Annotated in this window: 26 protein-coding genes; 20 read left to right on the top strand and 6 right to left on the bottom strand. The window is 38.3% G+C overall.

Features of this window, described 5'->3' with window-relative positions:
* Positions 1-111: 111 nt before the first annotated feature.
* Positions 112-1,104, bottom strand: coding sequence for a proline dehydrogenase family protein (locus tag CD152_RS08005; RefSeq protein ID WP_012657356.1), 993 nt, complete (start codon positions 1,102-1,104; stop codon positions 112-114).
* Between the two features lie 268 nt (positions 1,105-1,372).
* On the opposite strand from CD152_RS08005, the gene thiT reads away from it, so the two are divergent.
* Positions 1,373-1,930, top strand: coding sequence for an energy-coupled thiamine transporter ThiT (gene thiT / locus CD152_RS08000; protein ID WP_041636092.1), 558 nt, complete (start codon positions 1,373-1,375; stop codon positions 1,928-1,930).
* Between the two features lie 3 nt (positions 1,931-1,933).
* Here thiT and CD152_RS12190 read toward each other — a convergent pair whose 3' ends face one another.
* Complete coding sequence (locus CD152_RS12190) at positions 1,934-2,065, bottom strand: hypothetical protein (protein ID WP_269669143.1); 132 nt, start codon at positions 2,063-2,065, stop codon at positions 1,934-1,936.
* A gap of 159 nt (positions 2,066-2,224) precedes the next feature.
* Here CD152_RS12190 and CD152_RS07995 point away from each other — a divergent pair, with 159 nt between their 5' ends.
* From CD152_RS07995 to CD152_RS07960, 8 genes are all read left to right on the top strand, one after another.
* Positions 2,225-3,319 (top strand): AAA family ATPase, encoded by a 1,095-nt coding sequence (locus tag CD152_RS07995; RefSeq protein WP_101140141.1) that lies wholly within the window; start codon positions 2,225-2,227, stop codon positions 3,317-3,319.
* A gap of 10 nt (positions 3,320-3,329) precedes the next feature.
* Positions 3,330-4,067, top strand: coding sequence for a nicotinamide riboside transporter PnuC (gene pnuC, locus CD152_RS07990; RefSeq protein ID WP_101037127.1), 738 nt, complete (start codon positions 3,330-3,332; stop codon positions 4,065-4,067).
* Positions 4,068-4,685: 618 nt separating this feature from the next.
* A complete protein-coding gene (locus tag CD152_RS07985) occupies positions 4,686-5,024 on the top strand; it encodes a PadR family transcriptional regulator (RefSeq protein ID WP_101140142.1) in 339 nt (112 codons plus the stop codon).
* Complete coding sequence (locus tag CD152_RS07980) at positions 5,014-5,796, top strand: hypothetical protein (RefSeq protein ID WP_101140143.1); 783 nt, start codon at positions 5,014-5,016, stop codon at positions 5,794-5,796. Before CD152_RS07985 ends, CD152_RS07980 begins: the two co-directional genes overlap by 11 nt.
* A gap of 116 nt (positions 5,797-5,912) precedes the next feature.
* The gene (locus tag CD152_RS07975; protein ID WP_103214612.1) at positions 5,913-6,575 is read left to right on the top strand and encodes a YjjG family noncanonical pyrimidine nucleotidase; all 663 of its coding nucleotides are present in this window, start codon (positions 5,913-5,915) and stop codon (positions 6,573-6,575) included.
* A gap of 12 nt (positions 6,576-6,587) precedes the next feature.
* On the top strand, positions 6,588-7,088 hold the full coding sequence (locus tag CD152_RS07970; protein ID WP_101143243.1) for a GNAT family N-acetyltransferase: 501 nt from the start codon (positions 6,588-6,590) through the stop codon (positions 7,086-7,088).
* A gap of 124 nt (positions 7,089-7,212) precedes the next feature.
* A complete protein-coding gene (locus tag CD152_RS07965) occupies positions 7,213-7,881 on the top strand; it encodes an NAD(P)H-dependent oxidoreductase (protein ID WP_086038987.1) in 669 nt (222 codons plus the stop codon).
* Between the two features lie 113 nt (positions 7,882-7,994).
* Positions 7,995-8,330 (top strand): hypothetical protein, encoded by a 336-nt coding sequence (locus CD152_RS07960; protein WP_012657347.1) that lies wholly within the window; start codon positions 7,995-7,997, stop codon positions 8,328-8,330.
* A 35-nt stretch (positions 8,331-8,365) separates the two neighbouring features.
* On the opposite strand, the gene CD152_RS07955 is transcribed toward CD152_RS07960, so the two are convergent.
* The gene (locus tag CD152_RS07955; RefSeq protein WP_101035027.1) at positions 8,366-8,881 is read right to left on the bottom strand and encodes a gamma carbonic anhydrase; all 516 of its coding nucleotides are present in this window, start codon (positions 8,879-8,881) and stop codon (positions 8,366-8,368) included.
* Positions 8,882-8,966: 85 nt separating this feature from the next.
* On the opposite strand from CD152_RS07955, the gene CD152_RS07950 reads away from it, so the two are divergent.
* Both CD152_RS07950 and CD152_RS07945 read left to right on the top strand, forming a co-directional pair.
* Complete coding sequence (locus tag CD152_RS07950; protein ID WP_103214611.1) at positions 8,967-9,788, top strand: alpha/beta fold hydrolase; 822 nt, start codon at positions 8,967-8,969, stop codon at positions 9,786-9,788.
* Positions 9,789-9,814: 26 nt separating this feature from the next.
* Positions 9,815-10,219: a transcriptional regulator, SarA/Rot family gene (locus tag CD152_RS07945; protein ID WP_101040153.1), complete on the top strand. Its 405-nt coding sequence runs from the start codon at positions 9,815-9,817 to the stop codon at positions 10,217-10,219.
* 18 nt (positions 10,220-10,237) lie between these two features.
* Here CD152_RS07945 and mnmM read toward each other — a convergent pair whose 3' ends face one another.
* Positions 10,238-10,789 carry a tRNA 5-(aminomethyl)-2-thiouridylate-methyltransferase MnmM gene (gene mnmM, locus CD152_RS07940; RefSeq protein ID WP_103214610.1) on the bottom strand — a complete coding sequence of 184 codons (552 nt, stop codon included), beginning with the start codon at positions 10,787-10,789 and terminating at the stop codon, positions 10,238-10,240.
* On the bottom strand, positions 10,786-11,730 hold the full coding sequence (gene mnmL, locus CD152_RS07935) for a tRNA modification radical SAM protein MnmL/YtqA (protein WP_232237447.1): 945 nt from the start codon (positions 11,728-11,730) through the stop codon (positions 10,786-10,788). Before mnmL ends, mnmM begins: the two co-directional genes overlap by 4 nt.
* 84 nt (positions 11,731-11,814) lie before the next feature.
* On the opposite strand from mnmL, the gene CD152_RS07930 reads away from it, so the two are divergent.
* From CD152_RS07930 to CD152_RS07920, 3 genes are all read left to right on the top strand, one after another.
* Positions 11,815-12,984, top strand: coding sequence for an MDR family MFS transporter (locus CD152_RS07930; protein WP_012657341.1), 1,170 nt, complete (start codon positions 11,815-11,817; stop codon positions 12,982-12,984).
* Between the two features lie 326 nt (positions 12,985-13,310).
* Complete coding sequence (leuS, locus tag CD152_RS07925; RefSeq protein ID WP_101143245.1) at positions 13,311-15,719, top strand: leucine--tRNA ligase; 2,409 nt, start codon at positions 13,311-13,313, stop codon at positions 15,717-15,719.
* An 8-nt stretch (positions 15,720-15,727) separates the two neighbouring features.
* Positions 15,728-16,018: a rhodanese-like domain-containing protein gene (locus CD152_RS07920; RefSeq protein WP_101039999.1), complete on the top strand. Its 291-nt coding sequence runs from the start codon at positions 15,728-15,730 to the stop codon at positions 16,016-16,018.
* Positions 16,019-16,205: 187 nt separating this feature from the next.
* Here the strand turns inward: CD152_RS07920 and CD152_RS07915 are convergent, their stop codons facing one another.
* Positions 16,206-17,450 carry a BaiN/RdsA family NAD(P)/FAD-dependent oxidoreductase gene (locus CD152_RS07915; protein WP_101140149.1) on the bottom strand — a complete coding sequence of 415 codons (1,245 nt, stop codon included), beginning with the start codon at positions 17,448-17,450 and terminating at the stop codon, positions 16,206-16,208.
* A 136-nt stretch (positions 17,451-17,586) separates the two neighbouring features.
* On the opposite strand from CD152_RS07915, the gene CD152_RS07910 reads away from it, so the two are divergent.
* The 6 genes from CD152_RS07910 to trmB all read left to right on the top strand — a co-directional run bounded on the left by CD152_RS07910 (position 17,587) and on the right by trmB (position 23,498).
* Complete coding sequence (locus tag CD152_RS07910) at positions 17,587-19,209, top strand: putative polysaccharide biosynthesis protein (protein ID WP_101031193.1); 1,623 nt, start codon at positions 17,587-17,589, stop codon at positions 19,207-19,209.
* Positions 19,206-19,910: a pseudouridine synthase gene (locus CD152_RS07905; RefSeq protein WP_103214609.1), complete on the top strand. Its 705-nt coding sequence runs from the start codon at positions 19,206-19,208 to the stop codon at positions 19,908-19,910. The genes CD152_RS07910 and CD152_RS07905 overlap by 4 nt, the downstream gene beginning before the upstream one ends.
* A 69-nt stretch (positions 19,911-19,979) precedes the next feature.
* Positions 19,980-20,402 (top strand): YtxH domain-containing protein, encoded by a 423-nt coding sequence (locus CD152_RS07900; RefSeq protein WP_101031197.1) that lies wholly within the window; start codon positions 19,980-19,982, stop codon positions 20,400-20,402.
* A gap of 88 nt (positions 20,403-20,490) precedes the next feature.
* Positions 20,491-21,900 carry a dipeptidase PepV gene (gene pepV / locus CD152_RS07895; protein WP_101143246.1) on the top strand — a complete coding sequence of 470 codons (1,410 nt, stop codon included), beginning with the start codon at positions 20,491-20,493 and terminating at the stop codon, positions 21,898-21,900.
* 161 nt (positions 21,901-22,061) lie between these two features.
* Positions 22,062-22,853, top strand: coding sequence for a phosphotransferase family protein (locus CD152_RS07890; RefSeq protein WP_012657334.1), 792 nt, complete (start codon positions 22,062-22,064; stop codon positions 22,851-22,853).
* A 12-nt stretch (positions 22,854-22,865) separates the two neighbouring features.
* Entirely contained in the window at positions 22,866-23,498 is a 633-nt protein-coding gene (gene trmB, locus CD152_RS07885; RefSeq protein WP_012657333.1) for a tRNA (guanosine(46)-N7)-methyltransferase TrmB, read from the top strand.
* Positions 23,499-23,510: the final 12 nt, after the last annotated feature.

Raw genomic sequence — 23,510 nt, 5'->3', positions numbered from 1 at the left:
GTATATCATTAAAAATGGCTGCGCTAATACAAGCACAGCCGAGTAATTAATTTTTATTTTTTTAAGTGTCTACTTGACTGGGTGATGTTCATATTTCACATGGGGTTTATTTTATTTTCTTTTGAATAATTTTGATAATGCGATGATACCAACTGCAGCACCTGCTGCAATACCAGCATTCTTCTTCACTTCAGGTGTTGCGATTGATTTGTACACTAGCTGTAAGTTTTGCGGACGCTCAGCTAAGCGACGCATAAAGTAACCGTACCAGTCTTGTCCATAAGGTACGTATGTGCAGAAATTGTATCCTGAATTTGCTATTTCTACTTGAAGCTCAGAACGAAAACCATATAACATCTGGAATTCGATCAAGTCTTTGTTTAAGTTATGCTGTGCAATAAATTTCTTCACGTGATCGATAATGTTATGATCATGTGTTGCGATTGAAGTCATCGCTTTCGCATTTAATAGACGTTGCTCGATGATCTTGATGTAGTTCGCATCGATTTCTTCTTTTGATTGATATGCAACTGATGCATCTTCTTTATATGCACCTTTTACAAGACGTAGACGTACATCCTGATATTTATCAATTTCTTCAGAAGCACGGAAAAGGTAAGCTTGAATTACAGTGCCGATATTTTTAAATTCACCTTTTAAACGATCTAACATTTCGAATGTCTGTACAGTGTGATTATAATCTTCAGTATCCATATTCACATGCATATTGCCACATTCATAAGCTTTCATTAAGATCTCACGAACGTTTTCATAGCAGAACTCAGGGTCAACGTCCAATCCAATCTGTGTTAACTTGATTGACATATGTGCATCAACACCTGCGTCATAGATTGCCTGAATCATTTCTAGAATATTATTCTTAGCAGCTGTCGCTTCTTCTTTTGAGAAGACGAATTCTCCTAAGTTATCTACAGTAGCAGAGATATTTTTTGCGTTTAATGCGCGGATAGATTCGATTGTAGTCTCAATATCTGTTCCCGCAACAACTTTATGTGCTCCCAATGCTAACCCATATTTCTTAGCTGCTGTATTTAATGTTTCGTTTTCACTTAGTTTGATGAAAAAGTCTCTTGTTATACCCATTTTACATCCTCCTTGTAGTCTTTCATTATTATAATAATGAAAACGCTTTAAAAGGTCAAAAGAATTTTGTATATTATTTATTATTTTGTGTAAAATAACCTTTAATGATATTGTGGATAATTGAAAATATTATTAACTCGTGTAAAATGAATATTGCTATGAACCACAAGCGGTGCCTATTGTGCTGAGATGATACGCTTGAACCTGTAAGGTAATGCTTGCGCAGGAATGTGGCTTCTGGTTCATAAGCAATGAAAGGAGATTGGTTATGAACAGAGAGAGAACGGTCATATTGCTAGAAATTGCGATGATGGCAGCATTTGCAATGGTGCTGGATTTTATTGATTCACAGATTAAAGGGATATTCTTCGGGTTAAGCTTGAGCTTCTCGATGGTACCCGTATTATTACTGTCATTCAGAAGAGGTGTTAAAGCAGGAATGACGGCAGGATTCCTATGGGGATTATTGCAGATCGCAGTTGGAGATGCAGCAGGTAGTATCGTCCACCCCCTACAAGGCTTTCTTGATTATGCGTTCGCATTTACATTGATTGGACTCGCAGGACTTGCTGGACAGCCAGTCAACCAAGTGAAGATTGTAATCTTTACGGCGCTTGCAGTTTTTGCGCGCTACTTCATTCATTTCTTATCGGGATGGGTATATTTTGGAGCTTATGCGCCAAAAGGACAGCCGGCATGGTTATATTCATTAGTATATAATGGACAAGTTGCACTTATTAACGGTGTTACATGTATTATTATTCTGGTGATCCTGTTCACTGTAGCCCCGAGATTATTTAGTGTGGCAAATTATAACAAATATTAAGCTCTAGTCTTCGGACGGAGCTTTTTTATTTTGAGTGATAAGATCAGACTGGACAGGTTCAGAGCTTATTTCTATAAAGAATGGTAAGGAGATAATTGTTAAAAATGCGATAATGACCTTTTTAAGTAGTTTCATCATGTCCCCCTCTTGAATTAATTTAATCGTAGCGAAATATTGTAAATATCCGTTAAAAGAAAGATTAATTTATTGTATAAGATTGTAAATTTATTTTGTTGAGTACAATCTAAAGAGAAATTGTTATAATAAGGAGAAATAAATTAAAGGAGTATTGGGATGAGAGATCTAGGGGTATATTTCGGAACATTTGCACCATGTCATGTAGGACATCTTGAACAGATTATTCGAGCAAAACGTGAGAATAAAAACGCACTTGTCATCGTTTCTGGTTATGATGATGACAGAGGAGATAAAGCGGGAATGAGCTTGACGAATCGTGTGAAGGCAATGCGTGAACTGCTAAAGGACGATGAAAATGTAACTGTCGTTACACTCGATGAAACGAATATTCCAAGGTATCCTGCTGGATGGGCACCATGGCTCGATTTATTAAAGGATAAGATTCAGGAACAAGCAGTAAGTTTAGATTTACCGATGGAATCTGTAACGTTCTATGTGGGAGAAGAAGAGTATATTGAACCACTGGATACATATTTCACCGAAGCGTTTCTAGAAAGTGAGATACAGATTACAAAGGTTGATCGCAGAATTACCGGTATCAGTGGAACGTCGATACGAGAGAATCCGATATTAAACTGGGATTTTGTAACGCGTCCTTTCAGAAGATTTTTCGTTAAGAACATTTTAGTTATCGGAACTGCAAGTACAGGAAAGACAACACTCGTAAGAGACTTAGCAAGACGCTATTCAACGTCATATTCATTAGAATATTCAAGAGAATATCAGACAGCAAGACAAGTACGCGATGATGAACTGGATATAAAGGACTTACACACAATTGGAATTGGTCAGTTTGAGCTGAATCGTAAACATATCCATTCTCCAGGGACGCGTAAAGTATTCTTCGCAGATACAGATGTGATGACGACGAAACTTTATACAAAAATCTATGCACCTAAAGAAGATTATGAGAAGATTGCGCCCGTATTTGATTACTATATCTCACTTCAGACATGGGCGCTGATTATTGTATTACCACCAACAACGAATTATGTAGATGACGGTTTCAGAGACATGTCGATGGCAGACGAAAAAGCACGCCTTGATATGCATCAAATGTTCCTTGACGAAATTAAATATCAAGGCCTCGAAGATAGAATGGTTGTACTTAAAGGAGAAAGTTTCCAGGAGAAATACGAAGAAGCACATCGTCTCGTTGACGAAATACTTGCAGATGGCAAAGATAACTAAGGAGGCACATATGTTTTTAGTTAAAGACTTTAAAGGATTCACAACATATGAAAAGCTATTTTTCGGTCTTTTTATGCTCGTTCAAGTTGCAATACTCGTTTATTTCAGAATCATAGATGGTACGACAGACTGGCTGAATGTAGTAGCGAGTGTATCAGGAATTCTTTGTGTAATTATGAGTGCGAAAGGAAGGCTTTCTACATTCTTCTACGGACTCATACAAGTGGCATCATACGGATATATTAGTTATATGCATAAATATTACGGTGAAGTCGGATTGCAAGTAGTCTTTGGAATCTTCCAGTTTGTAGGATTGTACTTCTGGATTCGTAACATGCACTCAGATCATTTAACAGATGATCCAAATGTGCAGGAAGTAGATTCACGTGGACTAGATGTAAAAGGATGGGGCATTACAGCTATTATCACTGCAGCCATCTATAGTCTAGTAGTCTACCTGCTTGTTTCAAGGACAGATGCAAATCAACCGTTCGTTGATGGAATAGCGACAAGCTTAAGCTTAGTCGGACAGACATTGATGACATTACGTTATAAAGAACAATGGCTGTTCTGGATTCTGATTAATATCGTATCCATCTTCTTATGGGCACGCGGCATGTTCCAGAATGGCGCAATTGACGCAGCCGGCGTAACGATGGTTGTGATGTGGATTGGATTCCTGATTAATAGTGTATATGGCTATTACTATTGGAAGAAATTACAGCAAGTTAATATTGAGAATAGATAATATGAAGACCGGCGATTGCTGGTCTTTTTGTGTAGGAATAGAGGAGCTGATGAATCAATTTAATGGCAATAATTATGTTCATCTTGGCTCATAAAAAATAAACATGAGCCAAGAAGAGGGATTGGAAGTGATGAATCTGCTTAAGTTGGCTCATAAAAAATAAACATGAGCCAAGAAGAGGGATTGGAAGTGATGAATCTGCTTAAGTTGGCTCATAAAAAATAAACATGAGCCAAGAAGAGGGGTTGGAAGTGATGAATCTGCTTAAGTTGGCTCATAAAAAATAAACATGAGCCAAGAAGAGGGGTTGGAAGTGATGAATCTGCTTAAGATGGCTCATAAAAAATAAACATGAGCCAAGAAGAGGGGTTGGAAGTGATGAATCTGCACAAGATGGCTCATAAAAAATAAACATGAGCCACCTTGGTATGTGCAATCAAGCAACTGCTCTCAAAGTGGCACGTAAAAATAAAACACGTGCCACGTTGAATAATTAGTATGCAGGTATATCATGATTTAAAGATTTTTAACTATCTTTTAATAAAAGATAGTTGACGTATGAATAAAAATATACTATCTTACATTATAAGATAGCTATCTAATGTTAGGAGTAAAAAGATGTCAATTCATGATCAAATGATGAAAGGATTACTGGATGGGGCGATTCTAGGTTTAATTTCTCAAGGTGAAACTTACGGTTATGAAATACTAGAGAAGCTGAAAGAAAATGATTTTCCTGAAATTAGCGATGGAAGTATTTATCCTGTCTTATTAAGACTTGATAAAAAAGGTTATGTATCAACCAGAATGATAAAGTCTGATACTGGTGGCCCGAAACGTAAATATTATTCTATTACGGATGAAGGTTTAGAAGAGCTGAAATTATTTAATGAAAAATGGTTATCGTTAAATGAAGGCATGAATAATTTGATGAGGAGTGTTAATAATGTTGAGTAATGAAGCAGAGCATTTTCTATTACAGTTACGTTTGGAACTGATGTCTCGAGGTAAAAAAGATGAAGATATTGAAAGTATAGAAGAGGAATTGAGAGATCATCTAATTGAAGCTGAATCTCGAGGCGATAGTATTGAAAGTGTAACAGGTGGATCTGTTGATGAATATATAAAAAGCATATCTAATGAATTACCATTTGATAAAAATTTAATTAGTTTTATGTTTATGATTTTAATAGGTAGTTTATTTTTATCGATAATTCCCGATTTGGTAAGGGGAGATTATGAATTGTCATTATATAGATTATTTTACTATTTGACTATTACATTTGTTGGTTTACCATTAACAATATTCATAATGAAATCAATTTTGAAAAAATATGGTGACCACAAAAAATCATATATATTATTTGGTATTTACTTTATGATTACAACAGCTATATTTGTAGGAACAGAATTCATTTTAAAAAACATTGATAGTCCTATCGTATTAAAATTAGATAATAGCACTAGTTTCTATATTGGATTATCACTTGCAATTATATATATCATCGTTTGTATTATATTTAAACAATTCTATTTAATTGCAGTAGTATTATATCTTGTTTTTCCTGATCTAGTTGCAAAGTTATTAACATCGAAATCGCCTAATAGTGAAGAATTTATAACAATATCAACTATAACATTTACTATTCTTAATTTTGTTATAATAATAGCAGTAATCCTTTTCTTTAAAAAAACTTTCGACAAGGAGAAAAAGAATGCAGATCATTAATAATCCAAAACAGTTGGAAATTCTTAATATTTTATTTTCAAAAGGTAAATCATTAAAAGTAAAATTTCAAGAGATTATGAACGTTATCTCACAATAAAGTCAGTCAGGAGTTTACGATGTACAAATATATTTTATGTGATTTAGATAATACGATCCTCGATTTCAAAAAAGGTGAAGAAACTGCGATTAAGTGGGTGTTTGAGTCGGAAGGTGTGACTTTTTCTGATGAATTATACGCACGTTATCATGATATTAATGTCGGACTTTGGCGTGAGCTTGAAGCGGGTAGAGTCGATAAGCATCATGTACTGATACATCGCTTTAAAGTTTTCTTCAAGACGCTTGGTATTGATGTGGACGGTGCAGTGAAGGAGCAGATTTTTAGAGAGCATATTAATAACAGCCATGAGCTTGTGGACGGTGCATTGCAGTTTCTGGATTATTTGAAGCGTAAGGGCTACATCCTTTGTACTGCAACGAATGGGGTGTTCAATACCCAGATGAAACGAATGAAAGATGCTGGTATATTAGATTATTTTTCGCATCACTTCATTTCTGAGGAGATTGGCTATGAAAAGCCTCATCATAATTTCTTTAAACATTGTATCGAAACACTTGAAGTCAAAGATTTATCGGAAGTGCTGATGATTGGAGATACATATACGTCAGATATCATCGGGGCACATCAATTTGGAATAGATAGCTGCTACTATGGTGTAAGACAAGTAGATGCCACGTATCACGTTGAAGAATTAGAAGAAATTAAGAGTATCTTATAAGGGGAGATAGCGATGGTTGAGATTAGAAGTGTCAATATTAATGATGCTGAAAGGATTCTTGAGTATTGCAAGATTGTTGGTGGAGAAACAGATAATCTATTGTTCGACAGTGAAGGGCTGGGATTCTCAGTTGAAACAGAACGTACGATTATAGAGAATATTGCAATGAAAGAAAAGGATATTATGCTTACTGCAATGGATGGGGATAACGTTGTAGGTATTGGAAATATAATGGGAAATGGTCGTATGAGAATCAGCCATCAGGCACGACTTGCAATATCGGTGCGTAAAGATTACTGGGGACAAGGCGTTGGAAGTCGAATAATGCAGTCATTGATTGATTTTGCAAAAGAAAGGTCAATCGAAGTTATTACACTTGAAGTTTATCATGATAATGAATCAGCGATAAAGCTTTATCAGAAGTTCGGTTTTAAAGAAATCGGTTACTTTAAGAACTTCTCGAAAGTGAATGATGAATATAAAGATGCTGTATTGATGAATCTATATCTTTAAATTACTGTAGTGTGTGAATGTCAAGATAGCGGCCACTCGTACAAACTTAAACGCCATCCTCGAGTTCATTCTGCTTTACATCAAGCGCTATATTCCCTATTATCTAATTGAAAGAAGGGATAATATGAATAAAGAACAATTAAAAGCACAGATTTTAGAAGCGCATAACTTCCGCTTCGCTACGAAAGTATTCGATAAGGATAAACCTGTTGACGAAAATGATATGAAATTTATCTTAGAAGTCGGTCGATTGAGTCCATCTTCTATCGGCCTAGAGCCGTGGCGCTTCGTAATTCTAGAAAATGAAGCGGTGAAAGAAGAGATTAAACAGGTGGGCTGGGGCGCAGCGAAAGGTCAGTTAGATACTGCGAGTCACTTTGTTTTAATTTTGGCGAAACGTAATGCACGATATGATTCAGAACTGTTTAAAAATCATTTCGGGCCACGTGTAAACAATGATGAGATCTTACAGAAGATGATCAGCATTTACGAAAGTTTCCAGACGACAGATATTGATGTGGCAAATGATGAACGCGCAATATTTGACTGGGCAGGTAAACAGACGTATATCGCATTAGGTAATATGATGACAGCGGCAGCAGAAATCGGTATTGATTCATGTCCGATTGAAGGATTTAACTATGAAGCGGTTAATGATATATTAGCTAAACATGGCGTGATGAATCCTGAAGAAGAGGGAATCTCAGTTATGGTGGCTTTCGGTTATCGTGCACAAGGTCCAAAACGTCCGAAAGCACGTCGTCCATATGATGATGTGGTTAGTCGTTTTTAATTGTTAATTTAATGTAAATAAATACGCCAATCTTTAAGAAATCTTAACATCGCACTGCGTGTATTGATGTTAAGATATAGATGTCCTAGATTTATTAATGAAGAGGTGTCTATATGTTTAGAGATATGGCGTTTTACATTTTCGGTGGTACACTTGATCCATTTTTTCAATTGTTCGTGTTTGAGCCTATTGTCATCACGATTATTGCTTTAGTTGCTGCAATAATTACAAAGAAATCGTGGACGATGGCTATTGTTATTATATTGCTGAATATCATTGATAATGCAATTGATGTGAATTACTTGTACGGTGCTGAAGGTATCGGTTCGATTTTATATCATAATGTAACATTCTTCTTTACGAACTTCTTCTCGATGTTCTATGAATTTCTATTAAGCTTTATTATTGCAGGCTTACCATTTATGCATAAAAAGTTCGGAATCGCTTAATAAAAATGGGTGAGAGATATTTCTCTCGCCCATTTTTATTGTTCATGCATCTTTTTATATTGTTTCCCTTTAGAGATATAACGTTCAATATTCGCGGCCATTTCTGCTTTATCTTCCTCTGTCAGTTCTCGAATGACTTTGGCCGGGCGTCCAAATGCTAATGTATTGGGTGGAATCTTCTTCCCGGGTGGAACAAGAGAACCAGCACCGATAAATGCGTTTTCTCCGATTTCAGCCCCGTCAAGAATGGTAGAATCCATCCCGATCAATGCATTTTTATGAATAATCGGTGAATGGAGAGTGACGCGGTGACCGATTGTTACGTTGTCTTCGATAATAAGTGGTTTTCCACCTGACTGGTGCAAACAACATAAATCCTGTACATTTGTTCCATTTCCGATTGATACAGGTGCTACATCTCCTCGAATTACTGTGCCATACCATATTGTAGCATCACGACCGACAGAGACATCTCCAGTTATTACTGCGTTTGGAGCTATAAAGGCTGTATCATCAATTTGAGGAAGCTTACCTTCATATTCATATAACATACATTTCCCTCCATGAAATAAAATTATTTGTTATAATAATTTTATCATTAATAAGAAGTAGTATGAAATATAAAGGAGCATCATTATGTGGAAGTGGGAAACAGAGGGAACACCAAAAGGGGTCGTCGTCATCGTACATAATTTACTTGAACATCATGGACGTTACGCATGGTTTATAACGAGGCTGCGTAGAGATGGATATCATGTGATTATGGGAGACCTTCCAGGTCAGGGACAGACATCACGTGTAAACCGTGGACATATCGAGTCGTTCGATGTTTATGGCGAGAAAGTATTGGAATGGATAGAGGTCGCAGAAGAATATCAAATGCCCGTGTTCTTGATAGGTGTGGGTTTAGGTGGACTCATCGTAACAAATCTTCTGGAGAATGTTGATTTAAAATTAGAAGGTGTAGTATTACTATCACCTTTATTTGGATTTCAAAATACAGTGACAACTCGTAAGAATTTCCTGGTATCTGGTCTGAGCTCAATTTCGAAGGAAGCGAAGTTTGATATGAATATCCCGCTTGAGGACTTGACGCGTGTACAGGAGAATATTGATGAGCTGAAAAAAGATGCATTAATGGTACAGAAAGTAAGTTTTAATCTATATAAATCGATTATCGAATCTATGAAAGCGACGATGGAACAAATTCATAAGATTGGAGACGTACCGTTGATGATTATGTTCAGTGATGCAGATAGGGTTGCAGATGTTGATCAGATTAAATTGTTTGCTAAAGAGGTTAAGACATCAGAAATCTACATTAAAAACTGGCGTACGCTATACCACGAACTGCATAATGAACCAGAACGTGATAATGTCTTATACTATGTCGAATCATTTATGAATAACAGGATAAATTATATAGGATTGATTACAGAAGATTCGGGTATACAGTAAGATATTGTTTGAGGTGAGGTGGTAATATGTCTAAATATAAACATGAAGTGAGTGATATGGTATTACTGAACGAACTTCAGCAGGAGATTGATGAAATATTTGATCTCATCAGTGATAATTTCAATTTATCGAAAGAAGAATATATTGTTATGGTTAGATTGTGGGAGAAAGGTCCGATGTCGATGAAGGCTCTGGATGAATACTTGAATATTAAACCTTATAAACGCACACGATTTTATAATACGTTAGTTGAAAATGGCTGGATAAAAAAGGTGCGTCCAGCAGACGATGAACGCACGGTCATGATTTATTATAACGAAGAAAAACTTCCGATAAAGGAAGAGATTGTCAACTGTGCCTGTGAGTCTCTTAAAGGGAAAAAAGAAAAGATGAAGGCACACTTTGATGCAATTATGGAAATATGCGAATAAAAAACGCTGATCAGAAGATCAGCGTTTTTCTATTGCACATATAAAGGGTGGATTGTTCTTCTGATTGATAAATTCATACTTAAAGATATGGGCATCTTCTTGATTGAAATGTTGCAGATAGTTTAGTACAACCTCTTTTTCGATCTGGCCTTCAGCATGTCCTGGGTATATCACTAATATAATGATACCTTTTTTTTCAAGTATAGAAAATATACGCTCAATAGCCTGTACTGTAGTTTGTGGCAACGTTACGATGGATTTATCTCCTTTAGGGAGGTAGCCTAAGTTGAAGATTGAAAGACGTACAGGAGAATCGACGTAATCCAGAACGTTTTCATGGCCATCCAAGTGGTAATGAATATTATTGAATGCTGCTGTTTTATCCTTTGTGTTATTAATCGCTGACTGCTGTATATCAAATGCATGGATAACGCCAGTGCCCTGGAGCTGCTGTGCTAGATAGAGCGTATCATTACCATTGCCACATGTCGCATCGATTACCGTTGCGCCCTGTTCGATATATGTATCGATAAGGTTTCTTGCAAATGGAAGAATGCCGAGTGCTTTCATTGTTCAACCCCAAAATATTTACCTTGATAGCTGGCACGTTTTTTCAGTTCGTCATCAATGCCGTTTAATACTTCCCACTTGTTTACGCTCCACATAGGTCCGATCATTAAATCGATTGGACCATCCCCTGTTATACGATGGATAATCATTTCCTCCGGTAGTATTTCAAGTTGATCCGCCACAAGTTTTACGTATGTTTCCTGGTCCATAAATTCAAGCATTCCTTTTTCATACTGCTTGACCATCGGCGTCCCTTTTAATAGATGAAGCAGGTGGATCTTAATACCTTGAACGTCCATTTGTGAAACGACGCGTGCCGTTTCCATCATCATGTCATAATCTTCAAGCGGCAGACCGTTAATAATGTGCGTACAAATGTTAATATTATGTTTACGTAGTTTAGCGACACCATCATAGTAGCATTGCATATCATGGGCGCGATTGATAATGTTAGAAGTCTTCTCGTGAACTGTCTGCAGTCCAAGTTCCACCCAAAGGTAAGTGCGCTCATTGAGCTCTGCTAAATATTCAACAACATCATCTGGCAGGCAGTCTGGTCGTGTAGCGATTGACAAGCCGACAACACCTGGAATTGCAAGTGCGGCTTCATATTTTTCCTTTAACACTTCAAGTGGTGCGTGCGTGTTGGTAAATGCCTGAAAGTAAGCGATATATTCACCTTCCTGCCACTTTTCGTGCATCTTATTCTTAATCTTTTCAAACTGTACAGGAATAGGATCAACGCGATCTCCGGCGAAGTCACCGCTTCCAGCAGCAGAGCAGAACGTACAACCACCGAATGCGACAGTACCATCTCTATTCGGACAGTCAAAGCCACCTTCCAGCGCAACTTTAAATATTTTCTTGCCGAATTTATTGCGGAGATGGTAGTTCCATGTATGGTATCTTTTTTCATCAAATGCATATTTAAATGGTTTCATAATCTTCCCTCTTTCTTAATATATGGATTTTAACATATAATAGAGTTATTTGGGATAAAATAATATAGAAGGTGAGGTAATTCAATGAAAATGCCAAAAATTGTGTGGCTGCTTGTTATAGGTATGGCCGTGAACGTCACAGGATCAAGCTTAATCTGGCCACTGAATACAATTTATCTACATAATGAACTTGGTAAAAGCCTAAGTCTTGCAGGATTTGTCTTGATGCTCAACTCTGGCGCATCTGTGCTTGGTAATTTATTAGGGGGAACATTGTTCGATAAGATAGGAGGGTACCGCTCAATCTTGATAGGTATCGTTATTTCAGGGATCAGTCTTCTGGGGATTATATTCTTACATGGCTGGCCATGGTATGCGGTATGGCTCGTTATTCTTGGCTTTGGTTCAGGTATCGTCTTTCCTTCCATCTATGCTATGGCAGGTAGCGCGTGGCCTGAAGGCGGGCGTAAAACATTCAATGCCATCTATATCTCTCAGAACCTTGGGGTGGCGCTTGGAGCGGCGTTAGGTGGATTTATCGCTGACCTTAGTTTTACGTATATCTTCATTCTGAACTTCTTGATGTATGCGGTCTTCTTCTTTATCGCATTCTTCGGTTATCGTTCAGCTAAACCGATTGCCACGGGTAGCAATGTGATGCGTGATGTCGGAAATATTAAGGACAAAACTAAGTTCAATGCGCTCTTAATGGTTTGTACAGCCTACTGTTTGTGCTGGATTGGTTACGTACAATGGCAGTCGACCATTTCAAGTTATACGCAGGACTTAGGAATACCGCTTAAAGCTTATAGCTCCTTATGGGCAATCAATGGTGTGCTGATTATTGCTGGACAGCCCCTGATTGCACCCGTTATCAATCGGTTGTCAACACGTATAAAAACTCAGATTGCTATTGGATTTGTTATCTTTATCGTATCGTATATCGTGACAAGCTTTGCCGATACATTTCTTATGTTTATGCTTGGAATGGTCATATTAACAATTGGTGAGATGTTTGTGTGGCCGGCAGTTCCGACTATTGCGAATATGCTTGCACCGAAAGGACGAACAGGCGTCTACCAGGGGATCGTCAATTCAACTGCAACATTAGGGCGTGCGATTGGACCGTTGCTCGGTGGATTCTTAGTCGATGCGTATAATATGAATATTATGTTCACAGCGATGATCGTCTTTATCGGAATCGGCTTTTTCTTTCTCTTCGTATTTGACCGTAAGATCAACCTCTATGAATAAGAGTAAATATACACCGATTTTTTAAAATATTTGAATAATTCAAAATAATAGTGTGAAATTAAAAAATGTAACTTTTCAGAAAGGGTTGCGCAAATATAAAATAACCCTTATGATAGATTTAACTAGAGTAGTAACGTGAATCGTTTTCAAGGAAGCCAGTGGGTGCTGTGAACTGGTAAACGTGAAATGTGAACTTGCTGGGGTTTAAACTGAATCAACTAAAGCTGCACTATTAAAGTGAATTGCGGGTGGTACCGCGGTTGTCTATATGACAGTCGTCCCTATTTTTGGGATGACTGTCTTTTTATTTTAAAGGAGGAATCATAATGAGCTTTAATCATCAAACAATTGAGAAGAAATGGCAGAAGTACTGGTTAGATAACCACACATTTAAAACGACTGAAGATAAGGATAAGAATTTCTATGCATTAGATATGTTCCCGTACCCATCAGGTGCTGGTCTTCACGTTGGACATCCTGAGGGCTACACAGCAACGGACATCATTTCTCGTTTTAAACGCATGCAAGGTTATAACGTATTACATCCGATGGGGTGGGACGCATTCGGACTGCCAGCAGAGCAATATGCAATCGATACAGGGAATGATCCGGCAGAATTCACCGAGAAGAATATTGCGACATTCAAACGTCAAATTCAAGAACTGGGCTTCAGCTATGACTGGGAGCGCGAAATTAATACGACAGACCCTGAGTATTATAAGTGGACACAGTGGATCTTCATACAGCTGTATAAAAAAGGTTTAGCATATGTGGATGAAGTGGCAGTGAACTGGTGCCCTGCTCTCGGGACCGTATTATCAAATGAAGAAGTAATTGATGGTGTATCAGAGCGTGGTGGACATCCTGTGATTCGTAAACCAATGCGTCAGTGGGTACTTAAAATTACTGAATATGCAGATCGTTTATTAGAAGATCTAGAAGAGCTGGACTGGCCGGAATCTCTAAAAGATATGCAGCGTAACTGGATTGGTCGCTCAGAAGGTGCTGAAGTTGCTTTCGAAGTTGAAAATTTAGACCATTCATTTAAAGTATTTACAACACGTCCAGATACAATTTATGGTGCAACTTATGCGGTATTATCACCTGAGCATGAATTAGTTGCGGCAATTACATCAGAAGAACAAGCAGAAGCGGTAAAAGCATATCAGGAACAGGCAGCAAGAAAATCTGACCTTGAACGAACTGATCTTGCGAAAGACAAGACTGGGGTCTTTACAGGAAGTTATGCAATCAATCCATTTAATGGAGAACGTATGCCGATCTGGATTTCTGATTACGTACTAGCTTCATATGGTACAGGTGCAATTATGGCAGTACCAGCACATGATGAGCGTGACTTTGAATTTGCGAAACAGTTCGGATTAGACATTAAACCAGTGATTGAAGGTGGCGATAATACATCAGCTTACACAGGTGATGGTGCTCATATCAACTCAGGTGAACTTGATGGCCTGAACAAAGAGGAAGGAATCAGACGTGCAATCGAGCTGTTAGAAGCTAAAGGTATCGGTGAAAAGAAAGTATCTTACAAACTACGTGACTGGTTGTTCTCTCGTCAACGTTACTGGGGTGAACCAATTCCTGTAATTACATGGGAAGATGGTTCGATGACAACTGTACCTGAAGAAGAATTACCACTGATGCTACCGAAGACAGAACACATCAAGCCATCAGGGACAGGAGAATCACCACTTGCGAACATTGATGAATTTGTCAATGTCACAGATCCTGTTACAGGGATGAAAGGGCGCCGTGAAACGAATACGATGCCACAATGGGCGGGTAGCTGCTGGTATTACTTACGTTACATCGATCCGAAGAATTCTGACATGATTGCAGATCCTGAGCTTCTTAAAAAATGGTTACCGGTAGATCTATATATCGGTGGTGCAGAACACGCTGTGCTTCATTTACTATATGCACGTTTCTGGCATAAGGTATTGTATGATCTAGGCGTTGTACATACAAAAGAACCATTCCAGAAACTCTTCAACCAAGGTATGATTCTCGGTGAAGGAAACGAGAAGATGAGTAAATCAAAAGGAAATGTCGTGAACCCGGATGACGTCGTTGCAAGTCATGGAGCAGATACGCTACGTCTCTACGAAATGTTCATGGGACCACTTGATGCTTCAATCGCATGGAGCACAAATGGATTAGATGGTGCACGTCGTTTCTTGGACCGTGTGTATCGTCTGCTTGTAAATGAAGATGGCACACTCTCTAAGAAGATTACAGAACAACCAGTAGAAGCTATGGATAAAGTGTATCATCAAACTGTGAAGAAAGTAACGGATGACTATGAAACATTAGGCTTCAATACAGCAATCTCACAGATGATGGTATTTATCAATGAAGGATACAAATCTGAACAATTGAACATCGACCACATCCGTGGGTTCGTAAAGCTATTGAATCCAATTGCACCACACATCACAGAAGAACTTTGGGAAAAACTTGGCGGTACGGAATCAATAACGTACGAAGCATGGCCGGTATATGACGAAAGTAAGCTTGTGGACAGCGAGGTTGAAATCGTCATTCAAGTGAACGGTAAGCTTAAACAAAAAGCAACAATCGCGAAAGATATGGATAAAGCAGAAATGGAAACATTTGCATTATCACTTGAAGCAGTGCAGACAGCGATTGAAGGCAAAACTGTAAGAAAAGTAATTGCTGTACCAAACAAACTTGTCAATATCGTGGCAAACTAGGAGGACCTATGCTAGAAATCAGTAGTAAAGCATTTATCGACAAACTGCAGCATGAAACAATGGACGTCATCGATATACGAGAAGACTTCGAAGTACAGATGGGAATGCTGGAAGGTGCAGTGCATATCCCGATGAATACAATCCCTGAACGTCTGAACGAACTTGATGGTGATAAAACATATTATATTGTCTGTGCACATGGAGTTAGAAGTGAACGTGTCACGCAGTATTTAACTGAACAGCATTATAAAGTGGTTAACGTTCAAGGTGGCATGGCAGAAATAGAACAATTAATATAGTAAAGAAGCTAGAGACACAAGTCTCTAGCTTCTTTCGATTGATAGACTAAACGCACATGTCATAACCTGATAGACGGTGTTACATGTGCAGTCACTTCGATAAAATCAAAAAGATGCCAGAAACAAAGAGCGTTTCTTAGGCATCTTTTCGTGATTTTACTCGTGACTAAACGCACATGTGACAACCTTATCTACAATTTAATCCTGCGATGTATCCGGTAACGAGAGCGTTGGTAATGTTATAACCGCCTGTATATCCATGAATATCTAATACTTCACCACAAAAATATAGATTATCATGCAGCTTCGATTGCATCGTTGCAGGTACAATTTCTTTCACAGATACGCCGCCCCCCGTGACGAATGCTTTTTCTATCGATTGGGTACCGTTTACTGTGAATTTGAATCCTTTCAGCAGCTCGCAAAACTGTTCTACCGCTTCTTTCTTTAAGTGATGGCCGTTATCTTCTAGGTTCAGTCCAGCTTGTTCCAGTAAGAATAATAAGTAGCGTTCAGATACGAGTCCTTTTAAACTGTTTTTAATGGCTTTGTCTTTATTCGTGTCGATCATTTTTGTGATTCTGTTTTTCAGTGCGCCGATACTTTCTTGTGGAAAGCAGTCGATCATCATTGTAATGTCCTGTTTCTTCTGGCTCTTTTGTTCTTTATATACAAACTGTGAGCAGCGTAATGCTGCAGGGCCAGAGATACCGAAATGTGTAAATATCATGTCCATCTGGTGTGTGATGCGGGGTTTGCCGTTCTTACGCAGGACACTGAGTGCAACATCACGCAAGCTTAATCCTTGCAGCGTCTTTGCTTTAATGAATGGCGCATTCGAAGTTATGGGTACTTCAGTAGGAAAGAGTTCTGTGATGGTATGTCCTGCCTGTTTCGCAAATTCATATCCGTCTCCTGTTGATCCGGTATGAGGTACGCTTTTTCCTCCTGTTGCGATAATAACATTGTCAGCATAGATTTCAGTGGCGTCTTCGAGTCTGACCCCTTTAACTGTGTCCTGCACGAGAAGGGATGCGACCTTCTGATTCGTGCGGATATCGACGTTGTTTTTGACGAGCTGTTGTTTCAGTGCGTTAACTACGTCCTTCGCATTATCCGTCACTGGGAACATGCGGCCGTGATCTTCTTCTTTTAAGCGGACACCGAGGTTCTCAAAGTAATCGATAATGGCGAAGTTATCAAATGTATTAAATGCACTGTAGAGAAACTTTCCATTTCCTGGTAGGTGTTGTATCAATTCTTCGTGAGAGACACGATTCGTGACATTACAGCGTCCGCCACCAGAAATCTGGAGTTTGCGTCCTAACTTATCCTTCTTATCGATCAAGAGAACGGATTTCCCATTTTCTGAAGCACTGATCGCAGCCATCAGGCCACTTGGTCCGCCTCCGATAACTATAGTATTAAACATATTTGACCTCCTATTTTAAAATATTATACATTTATTTTATGGTAAAATATATGAATTCAGTAGTTAATATTTTTGAATGGTGTTATGATAATAAACATTCAAATGATAGAAAATATATAAAGATAGGGATGAACATATGTCACAAGGGAATTCGCTTGTCAGAAGTACTTTCATATTGACAGCAAGCATATTTATTACGAAGATTTTAGGGATTCTTTACATTATTCCATTCTATGCGATTATCGGTGGTGAAGCGAACTTATCGCCATATAATATGGCATATCCACCATATACGGTAATGCTTGTTATTTCAGCAGGCGGGGTGCCACTTGCTGTTGCGAAGTATGTATCAAAATATAATGCAGTAGGGGCATATAAGGTCAGCTATAAATTATATAAGTCATCACTTGTAGTGATGGGAATCACCGGATTACTTGGTTTTTTAATATTATATATGATTAGTCCGCTGATTGCTGAGGCTTCTGTATCAAAGGCTGATGGTACGTGGAGTGTGGAACAGATTACGGAGATTATCCGCGTTGTATCATTTGCGGTCATATTTATTCCGTTTCTAGCGACATGGCGCGGCATCTTTCAAGGATATGATTCCATGGGACCGACAGCTGTTTCTACGGTAATAGAACAGATTGCACGTATCGCATTCTTATTGATCGGTTCTTATCTTGTATTAAATGTTATGCATAAATCTGTGCTGCTTGCAAATGAGATTGCTGTATTTGCTGCTGCAGTAGGTGCATTCAGTGCAATTTTAACATTATGGTATTATTGGAGAAAACGTCGTCCTTTTATTTCTGAGATGGTGAATAGCGATACGACAGAGACAGATGTATCATATAAGGCGATGTATAAGGAGATTCTTCTTTATAGTATTCCATTTGTTATCGTCAGTCTCTGTATCCCCCTCTATCAGATTATTGATCAGTTTACGCATAACCGTGCATTAACAGCTGCTGGTGTACCAGGTGAAACGCATGATATGCTGTTAACGATGCTAAATACGACGACAAATAAGCTCGTTATGATACCGACGTCACTTGCAGCAGGGTTTGCAATTAGTCTGGTTCCTTCAATTACGAGAACGCATGCGTCTGGACAGATACGTGAGATGCATCATCAGATTAAGACTTCTCTCTGTGTGCTGATGTTTTTAACAGTGCCTGCTTCGCTAGGTATCATGATTCTTGCAACACCGCTATACACGGTATTCTATAGCTACAATGTAGTGGCGAGTCATCTGCTGTTCTATTATGCACCTGTTGCTATCCTGCTTGCATTGGTCAGTGTGTCATCTGCGATGCTTCAAGGTATCGATAAACAGGCGATGACTGTATATATCGTTGTGGCATCGCTCTTAGTAAAGCTTGTTATCAATTTTCCGCTCATCTATCTATTCCATACAGAGGGCGCCGTCCTTGCGACTGCAATTGCACTGACTGTCAATATTTTATGTAATTTCTATGTCATTAAGAAACATGCTGGATTTAAGTTCAGAACGACTTATAGGCAGATGCTGCAGATTTTGCTGTACAGCTTGATCATGGTGGTTATCGTGGAGATCGCTGTGTTGATTATGATTCAATTTCTCGATGTGAGCCAGAAATTCGATGCATTAATCGTGTTGATTATCGGTGCTCTGATTGGTGGCGTTGTCTATGCATATCTTTCTATGAAATCTCGTTTAGCAGATGCGTTCTTTGGTTCACGTATACAAGTTTTAAGAGAGAAGTTCGGGCGATGAGATTAGATAAATTTCTCGGGAACCATGGATTTGGTACACGTAAGGAAGTAAAGCTGCTCGTTAAGCGTGGTGCAGTAAAGGTGAATGACGTTGTAGTCAAGAAGTCAGATATCAAAATTGTACCGGAGAATGACATAGTTACAGTTTATGATGAAGTTGTTATGTATGAACCTTTTGTCTATATTATGCTGAACAAACCGGCAGGGTATATTTCAAGTACGAAAGATTACAAAGATGAAACCGTACTTGAACTGATTGAGGGATTTGAACATTACGAACTGCATCCGGTCGGCAGGCTGGACAAAGATACAGAAGGCTTATTGATACTAACGAATGATGGTCAATTTTCTCATGATGTACTGAGCCCTAGAAAGCATGTGAATAAGACATATTTTGCACGTGTTGACGGCTATGTAACAGATGACACTGTAGAGTTATTTAAAGCGGGTATTACATTGGATGATGGCTATAAAGCGATGCCTGCTGAACTTCAGATTATAAGTGCAGGAGAGATTTCAGAAATCGAGCTTGTCATTCAGGAGGGAAAGTTTCATCAAGTAAAGCGAATGTTTAAAGCTGTAGATATGACCGTAATCTATTTGAAGCGTATTAAGATGGGCGGATTAGCTTTAGATGAGAGTTTAACGCCAGGTGCATACCGTAAACTGACACTTGAAGAAATAAATTTTGTAAAAATGTAAGTCATATGTTTAATATATTTAAGTCAGGGTATAGATACAGTACAAATTAAACGAAGAGGTGTTATGATTATGGCTAACAACAATAAAGCAGGTTTATTAAGAGCAGCATTAGTTATCGGGGGAACTGCAGTAGCAGCAGTCCTGTCTAAGAAAGAAAATAGAGATAAATTATTAGATGAGTATAATAAAGCGAAGCAAGATCCTAAAGGTTACGCAGATACTGCAAAAGAAAAAGCGATGAACTTACAGCAAGTAGCGAAAGAAGAAATTAGCAAGGCAAAAGAAGATCCAGAAAGCTACAAAGCAAACTTAACACAAAAAGTTCAGGAAAAAACTGCTCCATTAGCTGATAAGCTTTCAAAAAAAGATAGCGTTGAAGAAGAAAAACAAAATTTCGATGACGAAGGTGGCGCAAACAATATCCATATCGTAACTGATAAAGATGTTGCTGATCAGAACCCTAATGCAGTAAGCAAAAACGACCTAAAATAATTTTGTTATGAGAATACATCACTTGTGATGTGTTCTTTTTTTCAATATTCTGTATAATAGAACTGTTAATATGATAGGAGGAATTATTATGTGGAGAGAAAAAGTAGCACAATATGAAGACAAGATTATCGAAGACTTAACAGGCCTTCTGAATATTCGCAGTGTCCGCGATGATAGTCTTGCAGATGAAGCGCATCCTGTTGGTCCGGGACCACGTGAGGCGCTGGATTACATGTATAAATTAGCACAGCGCGATGGATTCAATACGCATGATGTTGATCATATTGCTGGACGTATTGAAGCAGGTAAAGGAGAAAAGGTCTTTGGTATCTTAGGGCATGTCGATGTTGTGCCTGAAGGCAGTGGCTGGGATACCGATCCATTTAATGCAACGGTTACTGAAGACCGAATCATTGCACGTGGAACTTTGGATGATAAAGGACCGACAATTGCTGCTTACTATGCAGTGAAGATCTTAGAAGATATGCAGGTAGACTGGAAGAAACGTATACATATCATTATTGGTACGGATGAAGAGTCAGAGTGGAAATGTACCGATCGCTATTTTGAAACTGAGCCGATGCCGGATCTAGGTATCGCACCTGACGCAGACTTTCCATTAATCCATGGCGAAAAAGGTTTTTCATCATTTGATATCATTCAGACAAGTGATGAGGAAAGTGAAAAGACACCAGAAGTCGTATTGAAAGCTTTAAAATCAGGTGAACGTTACAATATGGTACCTGATCATGCAGAGGCGCAGTTAAGTGTCAATGAACAAATGGCATATGTTATCCAGAGTTTTGAAGGGTTCCTAAAGGACTTTAGCCTTGAAGGAAAACATTATGTAGAGAATGGTCAGCTGAAATTAGAGGTAGAAGGGAAGTCTGTGCATGGTATGGAGCCGTTCAAAGGTATCAATGCAGGATTGTATTTAATCCACTTCTTAAATACGCTTGATCTAGATAAGAAAGCGAAAGATTTCGTATCATTAGGTGATGATAAATTATTTGATTCACACTTTGGAGAAAAGCTCGGTGTCGCGACAGAAACTGAAGAATTAGGAAAGTTAACAACGAACATCGGTATCATCAGCTATACTGATGTGGATGGTGGTGTATATGGTGTCAACTTGCGTTATCCTAATGGCTTCGAATTCGACAAAGAGATTGAAAAAATTTCACAAACATTGGCACCGTACTTTGAAATTGAAGTGACAAAACATCAAGTACCACATTATGTCGATAAAAATGATCCATTTGTAATGAAGTTACTACAAGCTTACCGTAATCAGACAGGGGATATGACAGAACCTTATACGATTGGTGGCGGAACGTATGCCCGTACAATGGAAAAGGGTGTTGCATTTGGTGCGATGTTTAAAGATTCAGAAGATCTGATGCATCAGAAAAATGAGTACATCACTAAAAAGCAATTATTTGATGCTACTGCAATTTATCTGGAAGCAATACATTCAGTATGTGTAGAAGAGGAATAGTCAACTTAAGTAAAAGTTCATCATATGACTTAAAGTAATACTTGAATTAATAGAGAAAAGGATATAAAATTTAAGTAAGACATTAATTTGATCGGAATGAATAAGGCAAGAGATTTTTTCTCATGCCTTTTCTTTTTTCTTGAAACAGGAGGTGAAACACGTTGGAACATTTCTATCAGCTAGGTTGGACATTAGATTCCGCTGGCGGCGCATCTGGAGAAGCATACATGGCAGAACAAGACGGCAGAAAGCTTTTCTTAAAGCGTAATTCCTCTCCGTTTCTTGCTGCACTCTCTGCTGAAGGTATCGTACCAAAACTTGTATGGACGAAGAGAATAGAGACAGGTGAAGTTGTAACAGCACAGCACTGGAAGAATGGGCGAAGTCTGACACATATGGAAATGAACTCCGAACGTGTTGCACTACTGCTGAAGAAGATTCATCGTTCCAAACCATTACTTAATATGCTCAAGCGACTTGAGATGAAACCGATGGATCCAGAGTTATTGCTTAATAAGATCAATTCCTCATTATCTCGCAACGTATTAACACATCATACTGTTCGTAAAGCGCTGATCTATCTGGAAGAGCATATGCCGCAGCTAGAGCGCAAGTTCTATACCGTATGCCATGGGGATGTCAATCATAATAACTGGCTCTTATCAGATCAGGACGAACTCTTTCTCGTTGACTGGGAAGGTGCAATGATTGCAGATCCGGCAATAGATATCGGTATGATTCTTTATACTTATCGTGATACCATCGACTGGCAATCCTGGCTTGCAACTTATGGTATTGAATACACGCTGGATCTGGAAAAGCGCATGAAATGGTATACTATTATTCAGGCGATTGCGATGATTGAATGGTATGAAGAGAAGAGTCGCTATCATGATTTAAATGACTGGCTGAAATTTTTAGATGATGTATTGAATTTGAATCGTTTTATTTAAAGGAGTAGCACTATGAGAATGAGAAATAAACCGTGGGCTGAAGATTTTCTTCTGCAGCACGATGATATTGTCAGTATCGATCTTGCTCGAAAAGATCATATCGTTGACTGGTTTGATCAAGTACAGCCGATACATATCGAAGTCGGAAGTGGTATGGGCCGTTTTATTACGGAGATGGCTAAAGCGCACCCGGAGATTAATTATATTGGTATCGAACGTGATAAGAATGTTATGATTCGTATCGTTGAAAAAGCAGTGGAACAAAATATTAGAAATTTACGTCTGTTAACAGTAGATGCAGAAAAGCTGACAGAAATCTTTAATGAGGGTGAGATTGATAGAATCTATCTTAACTTCTCAGATCCGTGGCCTAAAGCACGTCACGCAAAGCGTAGACTGACGCACGAGAATTTTCTTAAAGTTTATGAAACTATTTTAGATAAAGATGGTGAAATTCATTTCAAGACCGATAATCAGGCGTTATTTGAATATTCGATCGAGAGTATGAGCCATTATGGCATGAAGCTTAAAAATATTAATCTGAATCTGCATGACAATGAACCTGAGGATAATATTCGTACGGAATATGAAGATAAGTTCTCAAATAAAGGATTTAGAATTAATCGATTAGAAGCTCGATTTTAAGAGGTATAGAAA

This window comes from Macrococcoides caseolyticum (genome assembly GCF_002902665.1).
Taxonomy (GTDB): Bacteria; Bacillota; Bacilli; order Staphylococcales; family Staphylococcaceae; genus Macrococcoides; species Macrococcoides caseolyticum.
The sequence above is the reverse complement of the archived record's forward strand: the minus strand, read 5'-3'. Positions and strand labels throughout refer to the sequence as shown.

Bases quoted from the DNA above. Each gene is read 5' to 3' on its own strand.
- CD152_RS07945 (WP_101040153.1), top strand. From the start codon at position 9,815: ATGTCTAAATATAAACATGAAGTGAGTGATATGGTATTACTGAACGAA.
- mnmL (WP_232237447.1), bottom strand. From the start codon at position 11,730: ATGAAACCATTTAAATATGCATTTGATGAAAAAAGATACCATACATGG.
- CD152_RS07975 (WP_103214612.1), top strand. From the start codon at position 5,913: ATGTACAAATATATTTTATGTGATTTAGATAATACGATCCTCGATTTC.
- CD152_RS07980 (WP_101140143.1), top strand. From the start codon at position 5,014: ATGTTGAGTAATGAAGCAGAGCATTTTCTATTACAGTTACGTTTGGAA.
- CD152_RS07900 (WP_101031197.1), top strand. From the start codon at position 19,980: ATGGCTAACAACAATAAAGCAGGTTTATTAAGAGCAGCATTAGTTATC.
- pnuC (WP_101037127.1), top strand. From the start codon at position 3,330: ATGTTTTTAGTTAAAGACTTTAAAGGATTCACAACATATGAAAAGCTA.
- CD152_RS07930 (WP_012657341.1), top strand. From the start codon at position 11,815: ATGAAAATGCCAAAAATTGTGTGGCTGCTTGTTATAGGTATGGCCGTG.
- mnmM (WP_103214610.1), bottom strand. From the start codon at position 10,789: ATGAAAGCACTCGGCATTCTTCCATTTGCAAGAAACCTTATCGATACA.
- CD152_RS07910 (WP_101031193.1), top strand. From the start codon at position 17,587: ATGTCACAAGGGAATTCGCTTGTCAGAAGTACTTTCATATTGACAGCA.
- leuS (WP_101143245.1), top strand. From the start codon at position 13,311: ATGAGCTTTAATCATCAAACAATTGAGAAGAAATGGCAGAAGTACTGG.
- CD152_RS07905 (WP_103214609.1), top strand. From the start codon at position 19,206: ATGAGATTAGATAAATTTCTCGGGAACCATGGATTTGGTACACGTAAG.
- thiT (WP_041636092.1), top strand. From the start codon at position 1,373: ATGAACAGAGAGAGAACGGTCATATTGCTAGAAATTGCGATGATGGCA.
- CD152_RS07985 (WP_101140142.1), top strand. From the start codon at position 4,686: ATGTCAATTCATGATCAAATGATGAAAGGATTACTGGATGGGGCGATT.
- trmB (WP_012657333.1), top strand. From the start codon at position 22,866: ATGAGAATGAGAAATAAACCGTGGGCTGAAGATTTTCTTCTGCAGCAC.
- CD152_RS07970 (WP_101143243.1), top strand. From the start codon at position 6,588: ATGGTTGAGATTAGAAGTGTCAATATTAATGATGCTGAAAGGATTCTT.
- CD152_RS07950 (WP_103214611.1), top strand. From the start codon at position 8,967: ATGTGGAAGTGGGAAACAGAGGGAACACCAAAAGGGGTCGTCGTCATC.
- CD152_RS08005 (WP_012657356.1), bottom strand. From the start codon at position 1,104: ATGGGTATAACAAGAGACTTTTTCATCAAACTAAGTGAAAACGAAACA.
- CD152_RS12190 (WP_269669143.1), bottom strand. From the start codon at position 2,065: ATGAAACTACTTAAAAAGGTCATTATCGCATTTTTAACAATTATCTCC.
- CD152_RS07955 (WP_101035027.1), bottom strand. From the start codon at position 8,881: ATGTTATATGAATATGAAGGTAAGCTTCCTCAAATTGATGATACAGCC.
- CD152_RS07960 (WP_012657347.1), top strand. From the start codon at position 7,995: ATGTTTAGAGATATGGCGTTTTACATTTTCGGTGGTACACTTGATCCA.
- CD152_RS07995 (WP_101140141.1), top strand. From the start codon at position 2,225: ATGAGAGATCTAGGGGTATATTTCGGAACATTTGCACCATGTCATGTA.
- CD152_RS07915 (WP_101140149.1), bottom strand. From the start codon at position 17,450: ATGTTTAATACTATAGTTATCGGAGGCGGACCAAGTGGCCTGATGGCT.
- pepV (WP_101143246.1), top strand. From the start codon at position 20,491: ATGTGGAGAGAAAAAGTAGCACAATATGAAGACAAGATTATCGAAGAC.
- CD152_RS07965 (WP_086038987.1), top strand. From the start codon at position 7,213: ATGAATAAAGAACAATTAAAAGCACAGATTTTAGAAGCGCATAACTTC.
- CD152_RS07920 (WP_101039999.1), top strand. From the start codon at position 15,728: ATGCTAGAAATCAGTAGTAAAGCATTTATCGACAAACTGCAGCATGAA.